This is a genomic window from Asanoa sp. NPDC049475 (genome assembly GCF_040676915.1).
Taxonomy (GTDB): Bacteria; Actinomycetota; Actinomycetes; order Mycobacteriales; family Micromonosporaceae; genus Asanoa.
The window spans coordinates 684,493-706,866 of sequence record NZ_JBFAPY010000005.1 but is presented as its reverse complement, the minus strand read 5'-3'; the positions used below and the strand labels follow the sequence as shown (position 1 = coordinate 706,866).

Here is a 22,374-nt window from a genome sequence, read left to right as displayed (position 1 = left end):
GGTGCCGGGCCGGTGTGCGTCAGGTCAGCAGCTCGCCTTGTAGGCGGCCGCCTTGCCCTCCGGGCTGTCGATGGTGTCCTTGGTGATGATGGTCGAGCCAGTCTGGATCTTGGCCTCGTTCGACTCGCCCTTCAGGGCCTTGATCGCCTGCTGCACGCCCTGCACGCCGATATCGCCCGGCTGCTGCGCGATCAGGGCCTGCACGGTGCCGTCCTGGAGCGCCTTGATCTGCTCCGGGCCGGCGTCGAAGCCGACGACGTTGACCTTGCCCTGCTTGCCGGCCTGGCGGATACCGGTCGCCGAGCCCTGCGCCGAGAAGAGGTTCGACGCGAAGATGCCGACGATGTCGGGGTCCTTCTGCAGTGCCGCACTCACGATCGACGCGGCCTTGGCCGGGTCGTTCTGCGAGTACTGCACGCCCAGGTAGGTGAACTTCGGGTCGGCCTTCGCAGCCTCTTCGAAGCCCTTGTCGCGGGCGTCGGTGGTGCTGATGCCGGGCTGCACGCCGACGCCGAGCACCTTGCCGCCGTTGGGGGCGAGCTTCTGGATCGCCTCGAACGCCGCCTTGCCACCGGCGGTGTTGTCCGACGAGATCGCCGACACCGCGACCGACGGGTCGTTGAGCGTCGTGTCAACCAGGACGATCTTGATGCCCTGGGCCTTGGCCTGCGCGATCGGCTGCTGCATCGCGGAGACGTCGGTCGGGGCGATCAGGATCGCGTCCGGCTTGGAGGCGATGACCGACTGCAGGATCGGGGTCTGCAGGGTCGGGTCGAACTTCTGGGCACCCTGGGTGGTGACGGTGGCGCCTTCCTTGGCCGCCTCCTCCTTGATGCCGCACTCCATGGTGATGTAGAACGCGTCGCCGGCGACACCCTGGACGAATGCCAGCTTGTAGTTGCCGTCCTTGGCCCCGCCGGTGGACGCGCCACCGCTGTCGGAGTCGGAGCCGCAGGCGGCCGCGCCGAGCGCGACGGCGGCCAACGCGGCGACTATGGCGGTTGACTTGCGCTTCATGCTGATCCCTTTCTCGAGGTGCTTCCTGCACGGGACAGGAATGGCAGGCGTGTTGGTGTGCCTCTCACTGCCGCTGCACGACGGAGCTGGTCGACGTAGACCACGGCCACGAGCACCGCGCCGACGACGACCTGCTGCCAGAACGGCTGGACGCCGGTCTGGATGAACCCGTTCTGCAGCACGATCGGGATGAACAGTCCGATGACGGTGCCGAACACGGACCCGATGCCACCGAACAGGCTGGTGCCGCCGATCGCGACGCCGGCGATGACGTTCAGCGGCGTGTTGGACTGGCCGCCGATCGTCGTGGACTGGAAGAAGCCGAGGTTGAGCAGGCCGGCGAAACCGGCCAGCAGCCCCGCGAACGCGTACACCTTGATCAGGTGTCGTTCGACCTTGACACCGGCGCGGCGGCCGGCCTCGGCGTTGGAGCCGACGGCGTACGTGTAGAGGCCGAACCGGGTGCGGTGCAGCAGCACGATGCCGAAGATCACGACCACCGCGGAGACGACGGCGATGGTCGGCACCTGCCCGACGATGTTGCCGAAGCCGATGTCGTTGACCAGCGTCTGCGGCGCGTCGCGCAGGTCGAGGCCCTTCGTAATGATCTGCGCGAAGCCGAGCGCGGCGCTCAGCGAGCCGAGCGTCACCACCAGGGGTGGCACCTTCGCCTTGGCCACCAGGATGCCGTTGAGCAGACCCCAGGCCAGGCCGGAGGCGAGGGCGGCGGCGAGTCCGACGAAGACGGTTCCCCAACCCTGGCCGCCGTACGCCACCATGATCTTGTCCGCCACCACGCCGCTGAAGACCAGCACGCTGCCGACGGACAGGTCGATGCCACCGGTGATGATGACGAACGTCATGCCGACGCCGAGCACCGCGTAGATGGCCGTGTTCTGCACGATGCCGCGGATGTTGAACCCGGTGAGGAACGTGTCCGGGCGCAGCGCCGTGAACACCGCGACCGTGACGACGAGCAGGATCAGGATCTGCAGCGCCTGGAGGCGGGAGATCCGGGAGAGCCGGCTCGTAGGTGCGTCCTCAGTGGACGCCGGAGGTGCGCTCGTGGTCGTACTCATGACGCCTCCTGTGCCACGGCACCGGTCATCGCGGACACCAGCTGCTCCATCGAGGTGTCCGCCTTGTTGTAGGTGGCCACCCGGCGACCCCGCCACATCACCTGGATGCGGTCGGCGACCTCCATCACATGGGGCATCGAGTGGCTGATGAACACGACGCCGATGCCCTCTCCGCTGACCCGGCGGACCAGGTCCAGCACGTTCTGGGTCTGCACCACGCCCAGCGCCGCGGTCGGCTCGTCGAGGAAGATGACCTTCTGCGCCCAGGCGGCCGCCCGGGCGACCGCGATGCCCTGACGCTGGCCGCCGGACATCCCGCCGACCGTGCCGTTCAGGTCGCGTACGGTCGCGCCGAGCCGGTCGAACGCGCTGCGGCTGCCCTCGCGCATCGCCTTGTTGTCCATGAAGCCGAGCTTGCCGAGCAGGCCTTTGCGCATGACCTCGCGGCCCAGGTACATGTTCTGCACCGGGGACAGATGCGGAGCCAGTGCCAGGTCCTGGAAGACGGTCTCCATGCCGAGCTCGCGGGCGTCCGTGGGCGACGTCAGGTTCACCTTGCGGCCGTCGAAGAGGACCTCGCCCCCGTCGGCCGACTCGGCGCCGGAGAGGATCCGGACCAGCGTGCTCTTGCCGGCGCCGTTGTCGCCGATCAGGGCGACCACCTCACCGGCCTGCACGTCGAAGTTGGCCCCGCTGAGGGCTTCGACGTGTCCATAGTGCTTGGTGATGCCGCGTGCCTCGAGAACTGCTGTCATGCCGCTGCCTCCCTTCGGTCGGCAGAGCACGACCGCGTGCTGCTGTGCTGGCCGCGCTCGCTTCGCTCACTCATTGCTTGTTCACCGCCTCGTGCCAGGGCCGTGCCCGCCCGGCGACCGTGTCCAGGCAGGTCTGCAACCGTTGGCGCGCAACGGTGTCCAGGAACTCCTGCCGTGCCGTCCCTTCGAGGCCGATGGCCTCTTTCCAGATGGAGCGCCCGGCGATGAAGCCCGACGCGCCGCCCTCGTCGCAGCTGACCCGCAGGACGTTCTGGAACTCGTCGAAGCCGACGCCGGCCGAGAGCACGGCCCACGGCGCCTTGACCGTCTCGGCGACGCGGCGGCAGCCCTTGGCGGAGCCCGGGTACTCGATCTTGACCAGGTCGACGCCGGTGTCCGCGATCCGCACCGCCGCCTCGACGATCAGGTCCTCGCGCTGCTGCTCGGTCAACCGCTCGCCGGGCAGCTCGTAGATCAGGTTCTCGACCACCGACGGGACGCCGGCGGCGCGGCAGTCGGCGGCGACCTCGCGGACGATGTCGAGCACCTCGGCCGCGATGTCCGGGCCGTCACCGATCGGCCGGCCGGGGCGCAGCTGGACGAGGAACTTGACCGCGGCGCCACCCTGGGCACGGACCCAATCGGCGTCCTGCTTGGGGTCGCGGTGCGTACGCGGCTCGCCGTTGTAGTTGCCCCGATCCGCCGGCTCGGCCGCGACCAGCAGGCCGCAACTGCCGGCCCGGGCGCCCGCCTCCGTCGTGGCCGGCACCCCGTAGGTCGGGTCGAGCAGGATGGCGCTGGCCAACGGCGTCAGTGCACCGGCCACGTCGATCTTCGCCTGCCGCATGTCGGCGTCGGTGGCCTCCTGGCCGACCGCGGCGAACATCCGGCGCAGCGTGTTGCGCTGGTCCATGGCGACGATCGAGAACACACCGTCGGCGTCCGCGATCGCCCCGAGGCCACTATTTCGGGCCGTCATACGTGGTCCTTTCCTTGGCTCTGCTGGAACTGCCGCGTCACCTTGTCGAACGGGAGGTCGTAGGCGGCGCAGGCGGCGAACATCGCCGCACCTCGGGCGCCCGGTTGCTCGAGTGCGGAGATCCGCAGGCGCGGGATCACCGCCGCTTTCGCTGTTCGTACGCTGTGCATCCGGGTCCAGCCACCGGCCGCGACCGCCGTGCGGTGGTCGCCGACCACGGAGTTGACCGCGGCGAGGAGGGCTTCGGTCTGCTCGTTGAGGTACGCGAGCGTGGCCGCCCACAGCTGGTCCGGCCCCGCGCCGTCGCGCAGCCGCAGCGTCACGTCGTTGTCGTGCGGCGCGGCGGGCAGGACGGTGACGCCGTCGTTCTTCGCCGGCCGCCACCTCCGGTCGAGCTCGTCGCGCCGTCGAGGCTCGTCGGCGCCGATGAGCGCGAGGACGCGGCGCATCACCAACCCGGATCGCATGCCGCCGATCAGCACGCCGTGGCCGGGCAGAACGTGCCGGCCCGCGTCGATGCCGAGCCCGACCAGGGTGGCCCGCTCGTCGTCGGTGAGGATCCTCGGCACGGACCGCAACAGCACCTCGGCGGTGCCGCACGAGTTGAAGAGGTCGTGGGGGCCGGTGGCGCCGGCTCCGATCGCGGCGACCGGGTGGTCGTGCCCGGCAACGGTGACCGCGGCGCCCTTCAGCTGTGGTGTTCTGACCGTGCCGGCCGGCTGCCCGGCCGCCAGCAGCTCCGGCAGGAACTGGTCGCCCGCTCCGATCCGGTCGAGGGCCTCCGGCCACGGTCGGCCGGTCGCCTGGTCGAGCATTCCGGTGCGGGAGGCCAGGGACGGCTCGCTGACCAGTTCGCCGGTGAGCGCGTACGCCACGTACTCCGGCATGTTGAGCCACCGGGACGTGTGGCCGATGCGGATGCCGTTGTCCCGCATCCAGAGGAGCTTCGGCAGGCTCCACTGGGTGCCGAAGGGCAGGCCGGTGCGGCGCGGGAACTCGTCGACGAACGCCGGGCCCTGCGCGGTGAGCTCGGCCATCCCCCGCTCGTCGAACCAGGCGATGACCGGGGAGGTCTCGTTGCCGCGCTCGTCGAGGATGACGCCGCTCTCGGCGAGGCCGGCGATGCCGATGCCGGTGACCTTGACCGGGCCTTTGTCGCTCTCCGCCTGCTCGATCGCCGTGGTGAGGGCGCGCAGCACGTCGTCCGCGAGCGCGGCGCCGGTGGTCTCCAGCCGGCCGTCGGACTCGTGCGTCCACGTGGTGGGGGTGCGGGCGAACGCGACGGTCTCGCCGTCCGGGCGGGTCAGGACGGCCTTGGTGTCGGTGGTGCCGAGGTCGACCCCGGCCACGAGCTCGGTCATGCCGGCCCCAGCTCTCCGCTGCCGCGCGGCACCACCCGCAACGGCGCCATGATCGTCTCGACCGGCGGCTCCTCGCCGGCCAGGCGGTTGAACAGCCGCTCGGCCGCGAGCCGACCGATCAGCTCCGGCGAGTGGTCGACGATGGTGATCGCGGGGGTGATCGTGTCCGCCATCGCGAAGTCCCCGAACGAGACGAACCCGATGTCGGTCCGGCGGAGCCGGTGCACGGTCGGCAGGGTGCCGAGCGAGCATCGGGTGTTGGCGCTGAAGATGGCGGTCGGCGGATCGGGCAGGCGCAGCAGGGTCTCCGCCGCGACGCCGGCGTCACCCTTGGCGGGCTCGACCTCGGCGATCAGCCTCTCGTCCGTCGCGATGCCGGCGGCCGCGAGCGCGTCGCGGTAGCCGGCGAGCCGGTAGCGCGCGGTCGCGGTGTCCAGCCGGTCGCCGATGTAGGCGATCCGGCGGTGGCCGTGGCGCATCAGATGCTCGACGGCCATCTTGGCACCGCCCCGGTCGTCGACGACGACGGCGTCGGCCGCCAGGTCCTCGGCCGCGCGGTCGATGAAGACCAAGGGGCAGGGTGAGGTACGCAGGTAGGAGTGGTTGTCCGAGATGGACGCGATGATGAGACCGGCCACGCGGCGCTGGAGGAGGCCGTCCAGGACGATCCGCTCCCGCTCCGCAAGGCGGCGGGTACTGGCGATGATGACGGAGATGCCGCGGTCGAGGGCCATGCGCTCGATCTCGCCGATGACGCTGGCGAAGAAGGGGTCACCGACCTCGTCGACGACGACGCCGATGGTCTCGTCCTGGCCTAGCCGCAGCGACCTCGCGAGGGGGTCCGGCCGGTAGCCGAGGTCGAGGACGGCCTGCTCGACCCGCGCGCGGGTGCTGGCGGAGACGCGCTCGTCCCCGTTGATCACCCGAGACGCGGTCTTGGTGCTGGTCTGCGCTGCCTGCGCGACGTCGCGCAGGCGCGGCCTGGGGCGCTTCACGACGACCGACCCGGCGCGCTCGTCATCGGGAGGCCGCCGCGTTCGCGGCTGCGAAGCGGCGCGGGCGCCGGTCTCGTTCGGGCTGTGTCAGGGTGCCGGTTGGTTGGCGTCATGGCATCCGCCGCGCGGGTTCGGTGGGCAGATTACGGAGCTGAGCCAGCAGTTCCGCCGCGCGGTCCGGGTCGACGCCGCCGGCGCGTAGTTGTTCGCACGAGGCGCTGGCCGTGGCCGATCCGCGCAGGATCGCGGCGGACCAGTCGGGTGTTTCCCGTTCTTCCAGGTCGAGCAGGACGCCGCCGAGGAAGGAGTCGCCCGCGCCTACCGCGCTGACCACCTGGACCTTCAGCGCCGGGAACCAGCGGACCTGGCCGGCCGCGCTCTCCGCGAGGGCCGCGCCGTGGGCGCCGGCCGTGACCGCGGCGTTGCGGGCGCCGAGAGCGCACAGCGTGGCGGCCGCGTCCATCGCGCGTTCGCGGACCTCGCTGTCGGCGTCCGTGAGCACCAGTCCCGAGGTGCCGGTGATGGCCGCCTCGGCCTCCTGCAGGTTGGGCTTGACCAGGTCGGGCCGGCTGGCGAGGGTCGCGCGCAGCGCACCCGGCGCGGTGTCTACGACCGCGAGCACGCCGGCCGTGTGGGCGAGCTCGACGAGCTGCCCGTAACCGTCCTCCGGCGCGCCGGGCGGCAGACTGCCCGAACAGGACAGCGTGCGGTGGGCGGGCAGGTTGCCCGCGACCGCGTCCCGGTAGCGCTCCCAGATCTCCGCGTCGATCGTGGAGCCCTGTTCGTTGACGATCGTCGTGCGGCCGCCGGGCTGCTCGATCATGATGATCGCGTTGCGGGTGTCGCCCGGCATCGGCACGTCGACGACGTCGGCGCCTTCCTCCGCGAGCAGCCGCAACAAGCGTTCCCGGTCGCGGTCGGCGACCAGCCCGACGACCGTGGCTTTCTGCCGATGTGCCCGGGCGACCCGCGCGATGTTGACACCCTTGCCGCCGGCCGTGACCTCCACCGATCGGGCGCGCATCACCCCGCCCAGCACCAACTCCGGGACGAGCTGTGTCCTATCCAGACACAGATTGGGCGTCGCGATCAGCACTGATCGGTCCCCTCTTCGGGCTCGCCAGGTAATCGTTGTCACCGGGCGAGGTAATCGATGTCACAGCGGTGTTCGCACTATGTGCACTCGCGTTCACGACTGTCAAGATGACGAAGAGTTTTCAGGCAGGTTTCGTGACTGGATCGTTTCCTGAAACGGCTTCGCGATATCGAGTGTGATCCGTCCGTCACGGTCCGTCGCGGCGAGAGGAGCGTGCAGCTCGGTGGCTTTGTCCACTTTGCTCATCGCCGGCCCACCGGCGAGCGGCAAGACCATGCTCGGCGCCGCGCTGGCCCGCCGGCTCGGCGCGACGCTGCTCGACCAGGACGTGTTGACGGGGCCTCTGACCTCGGTCATCGCGGACCTGCTCGGCACCGACGACCTCGACGACCCCCGGCTCGCCGAAGCCACGCGATCCGCCCGGTACGAAACGCTCTACGCCGCCGCCTTCGACAACCTCGCGTCGGGCCACCCGGTCGTGGTCGTCGCGCCGTTCACCGCCGAGCGCCGTGACCCGGACGCCTGGCAGGCGGTCGCCGACCGGGTCGCCGCCGCCGGCGGGCGCCCGCTGCTGGTCTGGCTGCGGGTCTCACCGGACCTGCTCCGCGACCGGATGGCTGGCCGCGCGGCCGAGCGCGACCGGCGCAAGCTCGCCGACCTCGCGGCTTTCCTCGACCGGGTCGACCTCGACCCACCCGCGTCACCACACCTCGCCGTCGACGCCGCGAACTCCCTCGCGGTGCAGGTTCGGTCGGTGCTGGAGGCGCTCCCCGAACACGGTGCGGTCGACGCCAGCCCCCGTGGTGGAAGGGCTTGACGAGCCGGAGCATCCGCACGAATGATCACCGCCAGCCCCCGTACCCCGGAGGAGAACCGCATGAGCGTCATCGCGCTACCCGCCAACCAGCCGGCCGACCGCTTCTACCTCGGAGGCGACCGCATCGCCGCGTTTCGTGGCACCGCTCCCACGGGCGACCACGTGCCGGAGGACTGGGTAGGCTCGGCGACCACCGTCGCCGGCTTCGACACGGTCGGGCTGACGGTGCTGCCCGACGGTCGCTCCCTGCGGGCCGCGATCGCCGACGACCCGGTGCACTGGCTCGGCGCCGCACACGTCGACCGCTTCGGCGCCGACCCGGCCCTGCTGGTCAAGCTGCTCGACGCCGGCGAGCGGCTCCCGGTGCACGCGCACCCGGACGACGCGTTCGCCCGATCCCACCTCGGATGCCGCAACGGCAAGACGGAGTCCTGGATCATCCTGTCCGCCGAACCGGGCGCCCAGGTGCACCTCGGCTTCCGCGAGGAGATCCCGACGTCGACGTTGGCCGACTGGGTCGCCCGCCAGGACCGCCCGGCGATGCTCGACGCCCTGCACGCCGTCGAGGTGACCGCCGGCGACACGGTCTTCGTGCCGGCCGGCTATCCACACGCCATCGGCGCCGGCATCCTTCTCCTCGAGCTCCAGCAGGCGGCGGACCTGTCACTGCTGCTGGAGTACGACGGCTTCGCCATCGACGGCCTCCGCGACGGCCACCTCGGCATCGGCTTCGACGCCGCACTCCCCTTGGTCAGCCGCGAGGCCGTGCCGGCCGAAACCCTCGAGGAGCTCTGCGGCCGACTCGACGACCACCACATCTTCCCGGCGTACGCGGACCCGTTCTTCCGCGCCGAGCGCCACAGCGGATCGGCCGGCTGGGACCCCGGCTTCTCTATCGCCGTGGTCCTTTCCGGCGAAGGCCGCCTGACCTGGTCCACCGACGAGTCCCTGGCCCTGCGCCCGGGAATGACCGTCCTCACCGCACACAACGCCGGGCGCGTCCACGTCGAAGGCGACGTCGACGTGGTCCGCTGCCGCCCACCGGCCCTGTGAACGTCCGCGCCAATGGTCCGACAGACGGCGAGCGGGCTGGCTCAGGAGACGACCCAGCGAACCGCGGTGACCAGCCCTAGGCCGGCCAGGCCACAGAGGACGATGACGGGCACCGCGATCGCCAACGCCCACAGGACATCGAGTCGCGGCGCGGGCGGATCGTGGGGCACCGGGCCCGAGGCCGTCCAGACCACCGGCCCCGGTGGCTCGCCGGCGGCCCGGGCGATCAGCCGGCTCAGGCGGGCCCTGGCGGCGGGCCCGAGCCGGTCGGTCGGGTCCGCCACGAGCCTCAGGGCACGCAACCGCGTCCACGCGGCGGGGTAGGCCCGCTCGAACGCGGCGATCTCCTGGTCGTCCGTGCTCTCGGTGAGAAAGCCCCACCGGCCGGCCTCCGTCAGGTTGCCGACCTGCCGGCAGACCGCCGCCCGGGCCGAGCGCACCTCCAGATCGTCCGGATACGCTGCCGTGAGGCTGGCCAGGCGTTGCAGCGCGGCATGCGTGTGGCCGCGGCGCAGGTCGGCCTCGACCTTGACCAGAACCTCGTCCCTCGCCACGACGGCAGTATCAGCGGTCGGCCGTCCGTGACCTAACGGTTTTCGGCGAGCTGCCGGATGGCGGCGGCCGACGCGCCGCGGGCCCAGTCCTCGAACGTGTGCGGGCGGGTGACGATCTGGCAGCGGCCCGCCGCGCCGAACGCGTGCTCGGCGAAGGACGCCCGCAGGTGCGGCTCGAAGAGGTCGAAGTTGCTGACCGCTTCGCCGCCGATGATGACCAGTTCCGGGCCGGTGAGGTTGACCAGCGTCGCGATCGCCGTGCCGATGGTGGTTGCCGCCCGTTCGAAGGTTTGGACCGCGGCCCGGTCGCCCTCGTGGGCCAGTTCGACGATCTCACCGATCGAGAGGTCACGACCGTGGGCGCGGGACACCTCGGCCACGATCGCGGGTGTGCCGGCGACCGCCTCCACACAGCCGCGGCGGCCGCACGGGCAGACCCGGTCCGGTGAGGTGAGAGGGAGGTGACCGATCTCGCCGGCTACGCCATAAGCGCCTTCGACGACCTCGCCGTTGACGTGGAGGCCGCTGCCGATGCCTCGGCCGATCGTGACGATCGCGAACAGGTCCGTGCCGACGCCTACGCCGAACCAGTGTTCGCCGATCGTCAGGGCGCGGACGTCGTTCTCGACCAGCACCTCGCGTTCCAGTCGCGCCGCGAGCTGGGTGCCGAGTGGCACGTCCGTCCAGCCCATGATGGCCGACTCGCGGACCACGCCGCTGTGGGCGTCGACGTCGCCCGAGACGCTGACGCCCACCGCGCAGAGGCGGTCGGCTCGTTCGCCGAGCGCGTCGACCAGGTCCGCCACGGTCGCCGCGATGGCGTCGACCGTCGACGCAGGGGTGGTGGACTTCAGGGCCCGCCGGTTGGCGGCCAGGACCGTCGTGCGCAGGTCCGTCGCCACACCGACGATCTCGTCCGCGTTGACCTTGATGCCGATCGAGAGGAGGGCGTCGGCCACGACCATCAGCGGGTTGGCCGGGCGGCCGGGCTGGCCGTCGCGGGGCAGCTCCAGCTCGTCGGAGACGAGGCCTACCTCCAACAGCGGGCCGACCGCCTTGGTCACCGCCGCCTGTGAGAGGCCCAGGAGCCGCGCGATGTCGATCCGGCTGATCGGGCCGCGGGTCAGGATGGTCCGGAAGACGTCGGCGGCGGCCGCGGACGCTCCCTTGAGGAGCGCGACGGCGGCGCCTGGTTGATGCATCGCTGGATTCCTTTGCTCACAGAGCCGGCGCTGGGTCGCACATGGACGATACGGCAGCCGGCGGGCCGGGGCGGAAGCGGCGGCGCTGCCACTCCACCCCGGCCGCGTCGCCTACTTCGCGAGGATCTCCTGCGTCTTCGCGGCCATCTCGGGGAAGACGGACTTGTCCTTCTCACCGCTGAAGTACGCCTCGAACAGCGGCTGGATCGTGTCCACGAGCTGCTGGCCGTTGGCGGTCGGCGGGGCCGGGTACAGCTCGCCGTTGTTGAGCGCGTTCACGAAGCCGGTCAGGTCGAGACCGTCCTTCTTCTGCGCGTCGACCGCGACCTGGAGCGACTTCGCGATCGACGGGAGGAACGTGGCGTCCGCGCCGGCGGTCGACTGGCACGCCTCCGAGCCCATGTAGGTGACCCACTTCCACGTCGAGTCGAGGTTCTTCGTACCCGCGTAGATGTTGTTCGCGTTCGAGTTGCTGATCATCGAGCGGCCCTGGGGACCCTTGACCGTCGGGGCGACGCCGACCTTGACGCCGGGGATCTTCGTCATCGAGGTGGCGTCCCACGTGCCGCCCTGCGCCATCGCGACCTGGCCGGAGCCGATCTGCTGGCTGCCGGCCACGGTCAGCTGCCCGAACTTGGGCATCAGGCCGCGGTCGCCGAGGCCCTTGACGTACTCGAGGGTCTTCACGAAGTTCGGGTCGTCGTACGGGAACTTCGTCGGCCACGCCGGCTTGTCGCCGAGCCGCCAGCCGGTCGTCGAGACGAACGGGTTCCACGAGGTCTGGCCGTTGAAGTCACCGGAGGCCAGGCTGGCGATGCCGTACGTGGCGATCTTGGTCTTGTCGAAGCCGGGCTGGTCGCCGTGCTTGCCGTTCTTGTCGACGGTCAGCTTGGTGACGATCTTGTCGAACGTGCCGCCGTCGTCGGGGTTCCACGTCATGTTGGCGATGTCGTCGGCGGTGACGCCGGCCTCCTTCGCCTTGTCCTCGTTGAAGTAGATCGCCGCGCCGGCCCAGTCGAGCGGGATGCCGTACTGCTTGCCGTCGGTGTACTTCCACGACTCGACGCCGATGTCGAAGACCGACAGGTCGTAGTTGGTCTTCTTGATCTGGTCGTCAAGAGCCATGATCTGCTTCTGACCGGCGTACGCGCCCAGCAGCGGCACGCTGTTCTGGAACGCGTCGGGCGCCGCGCCGGAGACGAACCCGGCGGTCAGCTTGGTGAAGTAGTCGTCGACGGCGTACTGCGAGATCTTCACGGTGATGCCCGGGTTGGCCGCCTCGAAGCCCGGAAGGCATTTCTTGTACGAGGCCGCCTGGCGCTCGTCCCAGGTCCACCAGTTGACGGTCTTGCCGCCGGCGGAGTCGGCGCTGTCCTTGTCGCTGCTGCCACACGCGGCGAGCGCGGTGGTGGCGGCCAGGGCAAGGGCGAGCGCGGTCGCGATTCGCTTCGCTTTCATCGATTCCTCACTGTGGGGTACGGGTTCTCGGGGGGCGTGGTGGGTCCAAGGGGTGTGTCTCATCCACATCGGACGCTGGTGCGCGTCCGATGTCCGGCGGGTGTGCGGTTGTCAGGGTTGGAGGGCAACCTCGCCGTCGGAGGGCACGTCGAGCTCGAACAGGGCGTCGCCGAGCGAGACGACGATGTGTTGCGGTCGGCCGCGGAACACCGCGCGCTCGACCGTGCCGCCTGCCCAGCGCAGGTTGACCGAAAGCCCGCCGCGGACCCGCAGGCCGGTCACCCGGCCGTCGGGCCACTGCGCCGGCAGCGCGGGCAGCAACCGGACGCGGCCGCGGTGACTCTGCACGAGCATCTCGGCGATCGCCGCCGTGAACCCGTAGTTGCCGTCCAGCTGCACCGGTGGGTGGGTGCTGAACAGGTTCGGCAGGAGCCCGCCCCATTCGGATCCGTCGACGGGGGCGTGCTCACGGTGGTCGCGGTCGTAGGGTGTCAGCGCTTCCAGCAGCAGGTCGCGAGCCTCGGCCGCGTCGCCGAGCCGCGCCCGCAGCGCGATCTTCCAGGCCCAGGACCAGCCCATCGCCCCGGGACCGCGGGCTTCGAGGAAGACCCGGGCGGCCTTGGCCAGGTCGGGCGTCGCGACGGGGTCGACGAGGTCCAGCGGGTAGAGCGCGACCAGCGGCGACAGGTGCCGGTGGTGCGGGTCCTCGTCCACCAGGTCGACGGACCACTCCCGCAACCGGCCATCCGAGCCGACGGACAGCGCCGGCAGCCGCTCGAGCGCGGCGGCAAGCTCGGCATCGAGGTCGGCGTCGGCGGAGGCCAGGGTCGCGATCGCGGTGCGGGAGCGTTCGAACAGGGAACGGATCAGGGCCAGGTCCGTCGTCGTCGACACGCTCAGCGCCTCAGGGCGCCCGTCGTCTCCGACGTACAGGTTTTCCGGCGAGGTCGACGGGATCGTTCGCAGACCGCCGGTCGCCGCGTCCTCGACCAGCCAGTCCAGGCAGAACTCCGCCGCACCGCGCATCAGGGGCCACACGGTGTCCGCGAGCAATGCGCGGTCGCCGGTGAACTCGTAGTGGTCCCAGAGGTTGTGGGTCAGCCAGACGCCGCCCATCATCCAGATCGCCCAGCTCGGCGCTCCGTGGCCCATACCCACCGGGAGGCTCCAGCCCCACAGGTCGCTGTTGTGGTGCGCCACCCAGCCGCGCGCGCCATAGAGGCGCGAAGCGACCGAACCGCCGGTCGACGCGAGCCGCCGGACCAGCGCCGCCAGCGGCTCCGCGGAGTCGTCCAGGCCGACCACCGGGGCCGGCCAGTAGTTCATCTGGGTGTTGATGTTGATCGTGTAGTTCGACGACCACGGTGGCCGCATCGACGCGTTCCAGATGCCCTGGAGGTTCGCCGCGGGATTCCCGGAGCGGGACGAGGCACCGAGCAGATACCGGCCGTACTCCGCGATGATCGTCGCCCGCAGGCCCTCGTCGGGGCCGCGCAGCACGTCGCGCGCCACGTCCCAGGTGCCGGCGCGCCGGCCGCCGATCGCGAAGCGCGCTCCCGACACGTGGGCCCGCAGATCGGCCACGTGCTCGGCGAGCCGCTCGGACGCGGTCTGCCGCAGGGCGGCCCGCGCGGTCGAGCGTGCGCGCTCCCGGATCTCCTCGCGCGAGGAGGTCCGCCAGTCGGTGCCGTCCGGGTCGCCCCACCACAGTGCGGCCCGGCTCGACGTCGACAGTGCGATCAGCAGCCGGCTCGCCCCACGGACCCACAGGAAGTCGCCGTCCCGACCCTGGGTTCCGTCGCTGTCCACCGCGAGCGCCGCGGTGGCGAAATGGTCGAAGCCGTCCGACGAGTACCGGTGGGCCGGCACCGTCGGCTCGTGCGGCGGTGCGCCGTCGACCGGCGCCACCACGTCCAGCGTGAGCTCCGAAGGACCACCGGTCAGGCCCACCGAACGCAGCGGGGTCGACAGGCCCAGGTCCACGTCGAGCACGGGCGCATCGGCCTCGTACGAGACGAACAGGCACCCGGCCGGCGCGGACACGAACGTGCGCCGGGTGACCGCGACGCCGCCGACGTCGAGCAGCTCGGTCAGGTGCGACTCGTCCAGGTCGAGAACGCGCGCAGGACCGCTTTCGACCCCACGAGTGCCCAGCGTCAGATCGAGCAACGGCAGGAACTCCTGCGAGTACGCGCCCTCGAAGCTCATCAGCAGACCTTCGGCCCGCCGCAGGTCTCCGGCGTCGATGGCCGACCGGATCTCGGCGAGCCGCCCCGGCCCGGCCCCGCCGGCGACCAGAGCGTCGAGCGCTCGAGCCGGCCCGTCCGGGTGGCCCGACCACACGGTCGCATCGTTGACCTGGATGCGCGCCGAGGAGCCGCCGCCGTACGCCATGGCCCCGATCCGGCCGTTGCCCAACGGGACGGCCTCGACCCAGTCGCGCGCGGGCGAGTCCCAGGAGAGTCGGAGGCTCATTTGATCCCCGAGAAGCCGATGGAGTTGACGATGCGCCGGCCGAACACCATGAACAGCGCGAGCATCGGCAGCGCCGCGACGAGCGTGGCGGCCATCAGGCCGGCCCAGTCCGGTTGCGCCTGCGGCGACGACTGCTTGAACACGGCCAGCGCGAGCGTCAGCGGCTGCACGGACTCGTCGCTGGTGACCAGCAACGGCCAGAAGTAGTCGTTCCACATCCCGATGAAGCCGAGGATCGACAGCGTGATGATCGGGCCGCTGGTCATCGGCAGCGTGATGCCGAACAGCACCCGCAGCCGGCCGGCACCGTCGAGCAGGGCAGCCTCCTCGGTCTCCGTCGACAGGCCGAGCATGAACTGGCGCAGGAAGAAGATGTTGAACGCCGAGAACAGCGCGCCGGGCAGGATCATGCCGGCGAACGTGTTGAGCAGACCCAGTTCCTTCACGAGTACGAAGTTCGGCAGCAGCGTGAGGATTCCCGGCACCATGAGCGCGGTCAGGAACAGGCTGAACATGAAGTCACGACCACGCCAGTGCAAGCGGGAGAACGCGTACGCGGCCAGGGTCGAGAAGAACACGATCAGTGCCGTCGAGACGGTGGCGTAGACGACCGAGTTCACCAGGAAATGGCCGATCTCGATCGACGCGCCCGAGCCGCCCTCGGCGATCGACTCCTGGGTGGTCGCGAGGCCGAGCACCCGTTTGAACGGACCCCAGGTGAAGCCGACCGGCAGCGGCGAGGCCGGGTCGGCGCTCAGTGCGTAGTTGTCGGACAGCGCGGTGCGCAGGATCCAGTAGAACGGGAAGATCGTCACGAACAGCACGCCGACGAGGTACGTCCAGGCGGCCGCGCGCCCCATACTGAACCGGCGACGGGTGGCGGTCATGCGTTGGTGTCCGATTCGCTCGCCCGCAGCAGCCGCATCTGCAGGAAGGTGATGGCTATGAGGATCACGAAGAGGGCCAGCGACATCGCCGCCGCGTACCCGAAGTCGAACTGCCCGAACGCCTTGCTGTAGATGTACATCTGGAGCACGTTGGAGGCGTTGGCCGGCCCGCCCTTGGTGGTCACCTGGACGATGTCGAACACCTGGAACGCACCGATGATGTTGAGGACGACGACCAGCGCGAGGATCGGGCGCAGCAGCGGGAGCGTCAGCGTGCGGAACATCCGCAGCTCGCTGGCCCCGTCGACCCGGCCGGCCTCGTAGATGGTCGGCGGGATCGTCTGCAGCCCGGCGAAGATGATGATCGCGGTGTAGCCCATCTGCTTCCACACGCTGATCAGCGCGACCGACGGGATCGCCCAGCCCCGCGAGGTCAGGAACTGGATGCCGTCGCCGCCGAGCGCCTTGATGACGATGTTGACGATGCCGAGCTGGCTGTCGAGCATCCACCACCACACCGTGCCGGCGACGACTGCGGAGATCAGGAACGGCAGGATGATGAGGCCGCGGATGACCGTCGAGGACGTGAGCCGGTGCAGGACGGCAGCGGTGGCGACCGAGACGACGAGACTGAGGCTCACCGACAACAGTACGAAGTAGACGGTGACGCCGAGCGACGACCAGAACACGTCGTCGTGCAGCAGCTCCCGGTAGTTGTCGAGACCGATCCACTCGGGCGGCGACAGCACCGCGAAATCGGTGAAGCTGAGGTAGATCCCCCGCAGGGTCGGGTAGGCCGCGAAAACGACGAACCCGACCAGGGCCGGGGCGATGAGCACCCACGCGAGGCGCCCGTCGCCGCGGTGCGCGGGCGAGTACGGGTTCGTCGTGCGGCGGACGCTCTTCCGCCGCCGCGTCGCCTCTCCCGATGCCCGCTGGTCGCGGGCGGTTGTTTCCAGGACCGCCATTGGTCTGCCTGCTCCCGCACGTTGTGGCCTGCGCCCCGGCGCTTGCGGCGACAGACTAAGCATGGTTAATTAACGCCGTCAAGTAACCTCGTCGTAACGTCCACGGAGGCTGTTACACATGCTGTCCGGCGCCGAAGCCGTACTCACCCTGCGAGCTGCGGGGACCGCCTTCGCCGTGGAGGTGTGCCATCCCGTGCCGCGGGTGCTGCACTGGGGTGCCGATCTAGATGCCCCGGCGGACGAACTGCGGCTCACCGCCGGACCAGCCGTGCTCAACAACTCCCCCGACGTGCCGCGGGTGCTGTCGGTGTGGCCGAGCGAGCGCGACGGCTGGTCGGGCACGCCCGCGCAGTCGGGCCACGCCGCGGGTTTCGGGACGACGCCCCGGCCCGAGCTGGAGTCACAGTGGACGGACGTGCCCGCCGACGGGGTGGGCGGCACGATCTCTTTCCAGTTCGTCGACCGGGTTTCGGGACTACGGTCGTCGGTCGTCTACTCGCTCGACCGGTTCGGGGTGCTCGCGGTCGCCATGAGCGTCGAGCGCGACGCGTCGCTCGACGGCGCCGGTGCTCCGTACACCTTGGACGGTCTGACAGCTCTTATGCCCGTGCCCGAGCGGGCCGTCGAGCTGCTCGACTTCACCGGGAAATGGTGCCGGGAAAGGGCTCCGCAGCGCGCGCCGTTCGGTTTCGGCACGCACCTGCGGTCGACGCGGCGCGGCAAGCCCGGACACGACTCGCCCTACCTGATGATGGCGGGGACAACGGCGTTCGGGTTCGGGCACGGCGAGGTCTGGACGGCGCACCTGGCGTGGAGCGGCGAGCAGCGCTACCTGGCCGAGCGGCTGCCGGAGGGCGCGGGTGCGTTGTCCGCCGTGATCGGCGCCGGCGAGTCGCTGCGCTCGGGCGAGGTCATCCTGGCCGACGGCGAGCGGTACGACGCGCCGACGGTGCTGTTCGTCTGGTCCGACGCGGGCACGGACGGGGTCGCGGACCGGCTGCACCGCCGGCTGCGCGCGCGGCCGCAGCACCCCACGTCGGCGCGCCCGCTGGTGCTCAACACCTGGGAGGCCGTGTACTTCGACCACGACCTCGATCGACTGACCGAGCTGGTCGAGCGGGCCGCTGCCGTCGGCGTCGAGCGGATCGTGCTGGACGACGGCTGGTTCCGCGGGCGCCGCGAGGCGGACGCGGGTCTCGGCGACTGGTTCGTCGACGGCGACGTCTGGCCCGACGGGCTCGAGCCGTTCGTCAAGGTGGTACGCGCGCACGGCATGCAGTTCGGCCTCTGGTTCGAGCCGGAGATGGTCAACCTCGACTCCGACCTGGCGCGTGCGCACCCCGACTGGGTGCTGGGACCGCGGGATGGGCTGGGGCCGACCGCCCGGCGCCAGTACGTGCTGGACATCGCGCGCCCGGAGGCCTACGACTATCTGCTGGCGCGGCTGGACGAGCTCGTGTCGGCGTACTCGATCGACTATCTGAAGTGGGACCACAACCGGGACCTGCTCGAGGCGGTCAGCGGGGAACGGCCCGGGGTGCGGCGGCAGACGCTCGCGCTCTACCGGCTGCTCGACGAGCTGCGCTCGCGGCATCCGGGGCTGGAGATCGAGACCTGCTCCGGTGGCGGTGGGCGGGTCGACCTGGGGATCCTCGACCGCACGGACCGGGTCTGGGCCTCGGACTGCAACGACCCCGTGGAACGGGCGCAGATCGAACGCTGGACCCGGGTGCTCATACCCCCGGAGCTCGTCGGATCGCACCTCGGCGCGGCGCGGGCGCACACGACGTCGCGCACGACCGACCTGTCGTTCCGGCTCGTCGCCTCGCTGACCGCGCACGCCGGCATCGAGCAGGACCTCACCGCCGCCGACCCGGCTTCGCTGGCGACGATCGCGGCGTGGTCCGCGCTGTACCGCGAGTTCCGGCCACTGCTGCACACGGGCCGGGTGGTTAACGCGGACCTCGCCGACGACGCGACCGCCCTTCACGGCACCGTCGCACAGGACGGCTCGCGGGCGCTGTTCACCTGGATGCGGTTCGCGACCTCGGCGGCGGGCCAGTCGGGCCGGGTCCGCTTCCCGGGGCTGTGCACCGCTTCGCGCTATCGCGTCACGATCCGCGAGGAGCTGGGCGCGGCGAGCCGGCACCAGGCGGCCGACCCGTCGTGGGTGGCGGCCGGTCCGCTCGAGGTCTCCGGCGCGGTGCTGACCGTCGCCGGCGTGCCCCTGCCCACGCTCAACCCGCAACAGGCCATGCTGATCGACATCGAGAGGATTTCATGACCACCATCGTTTTCGCCGGCGACAGCATCACCGACTGCGACCGCCGCGACGACCCGACGGGCCTCGGCAACGGGTACGTCCGTCGGATCGCCACGACCCTCGGCGACACCGCCCGCGTGGTCAACCGCGGGATCAGCGGCAACAGCTCGCGCGACCTGCGCGACCGCTGGGAGACTGACGTGCTGGCCGAGGAGCCGGACCTGGTGTCGATCCTGGTCGGCGTCAACGACACCTGGCGCCGCTACGACAGCGGGGCGGTGACGACGGTCGAGGCGTTCGAGTCGAACTACCGGGCGCTGCTCGACCCGCTGGCCGGTGTCTCGCTCGTGCTGATCGAGCCGTTCCTGCTGCCGATCAGCGACGAGCAGGTGACCTGGCGCGAGGACCTGGACCCGAAGGTCGCGGTTGTACGCGAGCTGGCGGCCTCGTACGGCGCGGTCCTGCTGCCGGCCGGCTCGGCCCTGGCTGGTGCCGGAACGCCGGCGGAGATGGCGCCGGACGGCGTGCACCCGAGCGAGCGGGGCCACGACCTGCTCGCGTCGCTGTGGCTGGAGCAGGCGAAGCTGCCGTAGGGCTTGAACGGAAGGATCCGTTCCGCTAAGCTGTTTAGCGGAACGGTCCGATCCGTTCCTACCACTTCGGATGGAGCCGGGCATGAGCGAGAACATCACCGTCAGCGGCTGGGACCTCCTCGACGAGTCCCACCGGGTGCTGCGCGCAACGGTCGCGGGCGTGGCGGCCGGCGACTGGGACCGGCCCACCCCGTGCACGGACTGGAACGCGACCCAGGTCCTCCAGCACGCGGCCGGCGACCAGCTCGGCTTCGCGTGGGCGATCACCGGCGGCGACGCGCCGACGGAGAACCCGTTCGCGCCGTCGGGCGTCCTCACCCAGGACCCGACGGCCTACCTGCACCCGCACCTCGAGGCGGCGGCCGCCGCCTGGGCGACGGTCGACAAGAGCGCCGAGACGGCGCCGACTCCGCTCCCCCTCGGCCCACTGCCGACCTGGGTCGGCTCGGGTGCGGCCGCGTTGGACGCCGCCGTGCACGCCTGGGACATCGCGGTGGCGACCGGTCAGCCGTCGCCGCTGACGCCGGAGCTCGCCCGGTCGCTGATGAAGGTCGCGGTCGAGATCGTGGAACCGCTGCGCGCCTTCGCCTACGCCCCGGCGATCACGACCTCCCCGACGGACGACGACGTGACCACGCTCCTGGCCTACCTGGGCCGCCCCGCCGACTGGTCCGCCTGACGGTAGCGCGCTCGCTGCCGCAAGCTGCGGTGGACCGCAAGGCGCGGTCCACCGCAAGGTCGCGGTCCGCCGCAAGGCGCGGTCCACCGCAAGGTCGCGGTCCGCCGCAAGGCGCGGTCCGCCGCAAGGCGCGATCCGCCGCAAGGCGCGGTCCGCCGCAAGGCGCGGTCCGCCGCAAGCGGCGCACCGCAGGGCGCGGCCCGCCGCAGGGCGCGGCCCGCCGCAAGGCGCGTGGGCCGCAACCGGCGCACCGCAGGGCGCGGCCCGCCGCAAGGCGGATGGGCCGCAAACGGCAGTCCGCCGCAACGGGCTGTCCGCCGCACAGTCGCGGTCCGCCGTAACGCGAGGCGGGCTACAGCATGTCCAAGGCCACCTCCACCCTGGACGACAGCACGAGGTCCATCGTGCCCTCGACTCGGACCGTCACCACCGAGCGGCCTGGCGGCCAGGCCAGGAAGACCGTCAGCGGCGGTGTGCCGGCCAGTGGGTATTCGAACCAGCGGCCCGTCTCCTCGTCGGTGTCGTCGAGCGCACCGACCAGCGCGTCCTCGTCCAGATCGTCGTAGCGATAACCGATGTAGCTGCTGATCGTTCGGAACAGCCGCGCCACGTTGTCCTCGTTGACCCAGCCTTTGAGAACAGCCGCACCGTCAAGATTGGCTTCGCCCCGTGTGACGGTCAGCTGCCCGACCTGCGGGTCGTAGCAATCGAGCTGGTAAGCACGGGCCAGGAGGGGGAGCGCGCTGACAGCGGCCCAGCCGTAGGGGAGGTTCAGACCGACGTAGCGGTCGGCGATGTCGGTGCGGCCCCACGGCTGCCGCCAGCCGAGGTCGTCGTGCCACGGGGAGATCATGTCGGCGAGTTCCGGCCAGCGACGCAGCAGGTCGGCACGGAACGCGAGCACGCGCTCCTCCGGCACGAGACCGCGGGTGTCCTCGTCGGCCAGTCGACCCGCAAGCAGGCGCGGTCGCTTCGTCGCCCCGGAAGGCCAGAAGTAAAGGTCGAAACTCACGAGCGGCAGACTAGCGATCCGGTACGACAATGTCTGGCGTGACCGACTTCGACATCAGCTTGCGAGGCTACGACAGGCACACAGTGGACACTCTCGTGCGGGCCGTACACGCCGCCGCGGGCGATCATGACCGCATCGAAGCCTTGATCGCGGAGGCGGAGCCGCTGGCGGTGGCCCTACGCGGCTACGACCGGGCTCAGGTCGACGCCTGGCTGGCCTCCCGCGGACGGCCCCAGACAACAGCTTCCGAGCTCCGGCCGACGATCGTGCTGCGTGGCTACCGGATCGCCGAGACGGACGCCTTGCTCGCGACCGCGGAGAGCGCGATCGGCACGGACGACCCGTTCCGCCGGGCGGCGGCGCTGCGGGCCATCGCGGAAGCCCGGCTGCCGGTCTCGTTCCGTGGCTACGACCGCGGCCAGGTCGACGCGCACCTCCGCAGGGTGACCGAAGCTCTGGCTTAGCCGATGGCGAGCCGCGCCTCGCTGACCCAGCCGGCCACGGCGTGCGCGCCGGACGTCGCGGCCAGCGTGGCGGCCTGGTCGAGCAGCGCGCTCGGGTCGCCCGCGCCTGTCTCGGCCGCCAGGTACGCCTCCGCGACCAGGTTGGCCGCCACGCCCGCCGTGAAGCCGAGCGACCGCCGCAGGTCGGTCGACTCCGCCAGGGCCGCGCGGGCCTCGTCCGCGCGCCCCGCGTGCTGGGCCGTGAAGGCCAGGTGCCGCAACGCGTACGAGCGGGTCAGGTCGTCTCCCGCCTCGGCGGCCAGGTCGCGGGCACGCGCGAACATCGGCTCCGTGGTGTCCATGTCGCCGCGTACCACCTGGTGGTAGCAGCCCACCAGGAACTGGGCCTCGGCCGCGCCTCGGGTGTCGCCGAGCGACTCGTAGAGCTCCAGCGCCCGCTCGAACAACGCGATCTCGGTCGGGTCCTCGCCCGGCTGCTCCCCCGCCGCCCGCGCGGCGAGGTGGCGCGCGTGCCGGATCCGGCCCCGGGCCAGCGTCGTGTCGGCCTCGAGGCCGTCGAGCGCCCGGTCGGCGACGTCCAGCCCGTCATCGGCTCCCCCGAAGACCGCCGCGTGGTAGAGCTCCCGCGCCTCGATCAGTCGATCATCCACACCGCCGAGTGTATGAC

The 22,374-nt window shown here is 71.1% G+C and carries 21 protein-coding genes; 6 read left to right on the top strand and 15 right to left on the bottom strand.

Features of this window, described 5'->3' with window-relative positions; all coding sequences use genetic code 11:
- Positions 1-24: 24 nt before the first annotated feature.
- The 7 genes from AB0J88_RS23295 to AB0J88_RS23265 form a co-directional block, all read right to left on the bottom strand.
- Positions 25-1,017, bottom strand: a complete 993-nt coding sequence (locus AB0J88_RS23295; protein ID WP_364359061.1) for an ABC transporter substrate-binding protein — start codon at positions 1,015-1,017, stop codon at positions 25-27.
- Entirely contained in the window at positions 1,014-2,096 is a 1,083-nt protein-coding gene (locus AB0J88_RS23290; RefSeq protein WP_364359064.1) for an ABC transporter permease, read from the bottom strand. The genes AB0J88_RS23295 and AB0J88_RS23290 overlap by 4 nt, the downstream gene beginning before the upstream one ends.
- Entirely contained in the window at positions 2,093-2,851 is a 759-nt protein-coding gene (locus AB0J88_RS23285; protein ID WP_364359067.1) for an ATP-binding cassette domain-containing protein, read from the bottom strand. The genes AB0J88_RS23290 and AB0J88_RS23285 overlap by 4 nt, the downstream gene beginning before the upstream one ends.
- Positions 2,852-2,921: 70 nt before the next feature.
- The gene (locus AB0J88_RS23280; RefSeq protein WP_364359069.1) at positions 2,922-3,830 is read right to left on the bottom strand and encodes a hypothetical protein; all 909 of its coding nucleotides are present in this window, start codon (positions 3,828-3,830) and stop codon (positions 2,922-2,924) included.
- Complete coding sequence (locus tag AB0J88_RS23275) at positions 3,827-5,191, bottom strand: FGGY family carbohydrate kinase (RefSeq protein ID WP_364359072.1); 1,365 nt, start codon at positions 5,189-5,191, stop codon at positions 3,827-3,829. Before AB0J88_RS23275 ends, AB0J88_RS23280 begins: the two co-directional genes overlap by 4 nt.
- On the bottom strand, positions 5,188-6,186 hold the full coding sequence (locus AB0J88_RS23270) for a LacI family DNA-binding transcriptional regulator (RefSeq protein ID WP_364359075.1): 999 nt from the start codon (positions 6,184-6,186) through the stop codon (positions 5,188-5,190). The genes AB0J88_RS23275 and AB0J88_RS23270 overlap by 4 nt, the downstream gene beginning before the upstream one ends.
- A gap of 109 nt (positions 6,187-6,295) precedes the next feature.
- Entirely contained in the window at positions 6,296-7,282 is a 987-nt protein-coding gene (locus tag AB0J88_RS23265; RefSeq protein WP_364359077.1) for a PfkB family carbohydrate kinase, read from the bottom strand.
- Positions 7,283-7,505: 223 nt separating this feature from the next.
- Here AB0J88_RS23265 and AB0J88_RS23260 point away from each other — a divergent pair, with 223 nt between their 5' ends.
- Both AB0J88_RS23260 and AB0J88_RS23255 read left to right on the top strand, forming a co-directional pair.
- On the top strand, positions 7,506-8,099 hold the full coding sequence (locus AB0J88_RS23260; protein WP_364359080.1) for an AAA family ATPase: 594 nt from the start codon (positions 7,506-7,508) through the stop codon (positions 8,097-8,099).
- Positions 8,100-8,159: 60 nt separating this feature from the next.
- Positions 8,160-9,152, top strand: a complete 993-nt coding sequence (locus tag AB0J88_RS23255) for a class I mannose-6-phosphate isomerase (RefSeq protein WP_364359083.1) — start codon at positions 8,160-8,162, stop codon at positions 9,150-9,152.
- A gap of 41 nt (positions 9,153-9,193) precedes the next feature.
- On the opposite strand, the gene AB0J88_RS23250 is transcribed toward AB0J88_RS23255, so the two are convergent.
- From AB0J88_RS23250 to AB0J88_RS23225, 6 genes are all read right to left on the bottom strand, one after another.
- Positions 9,194-9,706: a DUF6584 family protein gene (locus AB0J88_RS23250; protein ID WP_364359086.1), complete on the bottom strand. Its 513-nt coding sequence runs from the start codon at positions 9,704-9,706 to the stop codon at positions 9,194-9,196.
- 32 nt (positions 9,707-9,738) lie between these two features.
- Positions 9,739-10,908 carry an ROK family transcriptional regulator gene (locus AB0J88_RS23245; protein WP_364359089.1) on the bottom strand — a complete coding sequence of 390 codons (1,170 nt, stop codon included), beginning with the start codon at positions 10,906-10,908 and terminating at the stop codon, positions 9,739-9,741.
- Positions 10,909-11,019: 111 nt separating this feature from the next.
- Positions 11,020-12,366: a sugar ABC transporter substrate-binding protein gene (locus AB0J88_RS23240; protein WP_364359092.1), complete on the bottom strand. Its 1,347-nt coding sequence runs from the start codon at positions 12,364-12,366 to the stop codon at positions 11,020-11,022.
- A gap of 111 nt (positions 12,367-12,477) precedes the next feature.
- Positions 12,478-14,841 carry a glycoside hydrolase N-terminal domain-containing protein gene (locus AB0J88_RS23235; RefSeq protein ID WP_364359095.1) on the bottom strand — a complete coding sequence of 788 codons (2,364 nt, stop codon included), beginning with the start codon at positions 14,839-14,841 and terminating at the stop codon, positions 12,478-12,480.
- Entirely contained in the window at positions 14,838-15,728 is an 891-nt protein-coding gene (locus AB0J88_RS23230) for a carbohydrate ABC transporter permease (protein WP_364359098.1), read from the bottom strand. Before AB0J88_RS23230 ends, AB0J88_RS23235 begins: the two co-directional genes overlap by 4 nt.
- Complete coding sequence (locus AB0J88_RS23225) at positions 15,725-16,696, bottom strand: sugar ABC transporter permease (RefSeq protein ID WP_364359101.1); 972 nt, start codon at positions 16,694-16,696, stop codon at positions 15,725-15,727. Before AB0J88_RS23225 ends, AB0J88_RS23230 begins: the two co-directional genes overlap by 4 nt.
- A 118-nt stretch (positions 16,697-16,814) precedes the next feature.
- Here AB0J88_RS23225 and AB0J88_RS23220 point away from each other — a divergent pair, with 118 nt between their 5' ends.
- The 3 genes from AB0J88_RS23220 (at position 16,815) to AB0J88_RS23210 (ending at position 20,231) form a co-directional block, all read left to right on the top strand.
- On the top strand, positions 16,815-18,980 hold the full coding sequence (locus AB0J88_RS23220) for an alpha-galactosidase (protein WP_364359104.1): 2,166 nt from the start codon (positions 16,815-16,817) through the stop codon (positions 18,978-18,980).
- Positions 18,977-19,552, top strand: coding sequence for an SGNH/GDSL hydrolase family protein (locus AB0J88_RS23215; protein ID WP_364359107.1), 576 nt, complete (start codon positions 18,977-18,979; stop codon positions 19,550-19,552). Before AB0J88_RS23220 ends, AB0J88_RS23215 begins: the two co-directional genes overlap by 4 nt.
- Before the next feature lie 82 nt (positions 19,553-19,634).
- A complete protein-coding gene (locus AB0J88_RS23210; protein ID WP_364359110.1) occupies positions 19,635-20,231 on the top strand; it encodes a TIGR03086 family metal-binding protein in 597 nt (198 codons plus the stop codon).
- 352 nt (positions 20,232-20,583) lie between these two features.
- Here AB0J88_RS23210 and AB0J88_RS23205 read toward each other — a convergent pair whose 3' ends face one another.
- The gene (locus tag AB0J88_RS23205) at positions 20,584-21,243 is read right to left on the bottom strand and encodes a hypothetical protein (protein WP_364359113.1); all 660 of its coding nucleotides are present in this window, start codon (positions 21,241-21,243) and stop codon (positions 20,584-20,586) included.
- 38 nt (positions 21,244-21,281) lie between these two features.
- On the opposite strand from AB0J88_RS23205, the gene AB0J88_RS23200 reads away from it, so the two are divergent.
- Positions 21,282-21,707 (top strand): DivIVA domain-containing protein, encoded by a 426-nt coding sequence (locus AB0J88_RS23200; RefSeq protein ID WP_364359116.1) that lies wholly within the window; start codon positions 21,282-21,284, stop codon positions 21,705-21,707.
- Here the strand turns inward: AB0J88_RS23200 and AB0J88_RS23195 are convergent.
- Positions 21,704-22,357, bottom strand: coding sequence for a tetratricopeptide repeat protein (locus AB0J88_RS23195; RefSeq protein ID WP_364359119.1), 654 nt, complete (start codon positions 22,355-22,357; stop codon positions 21,704-21,706). The two genes, AB0J88_RS23200 and AB0J88_RS23195, sit on opposite strands and share 4 nt — an antisense overlap.
- Positions 22,358-22,374 lie beyond the last annotated feature (17 nt).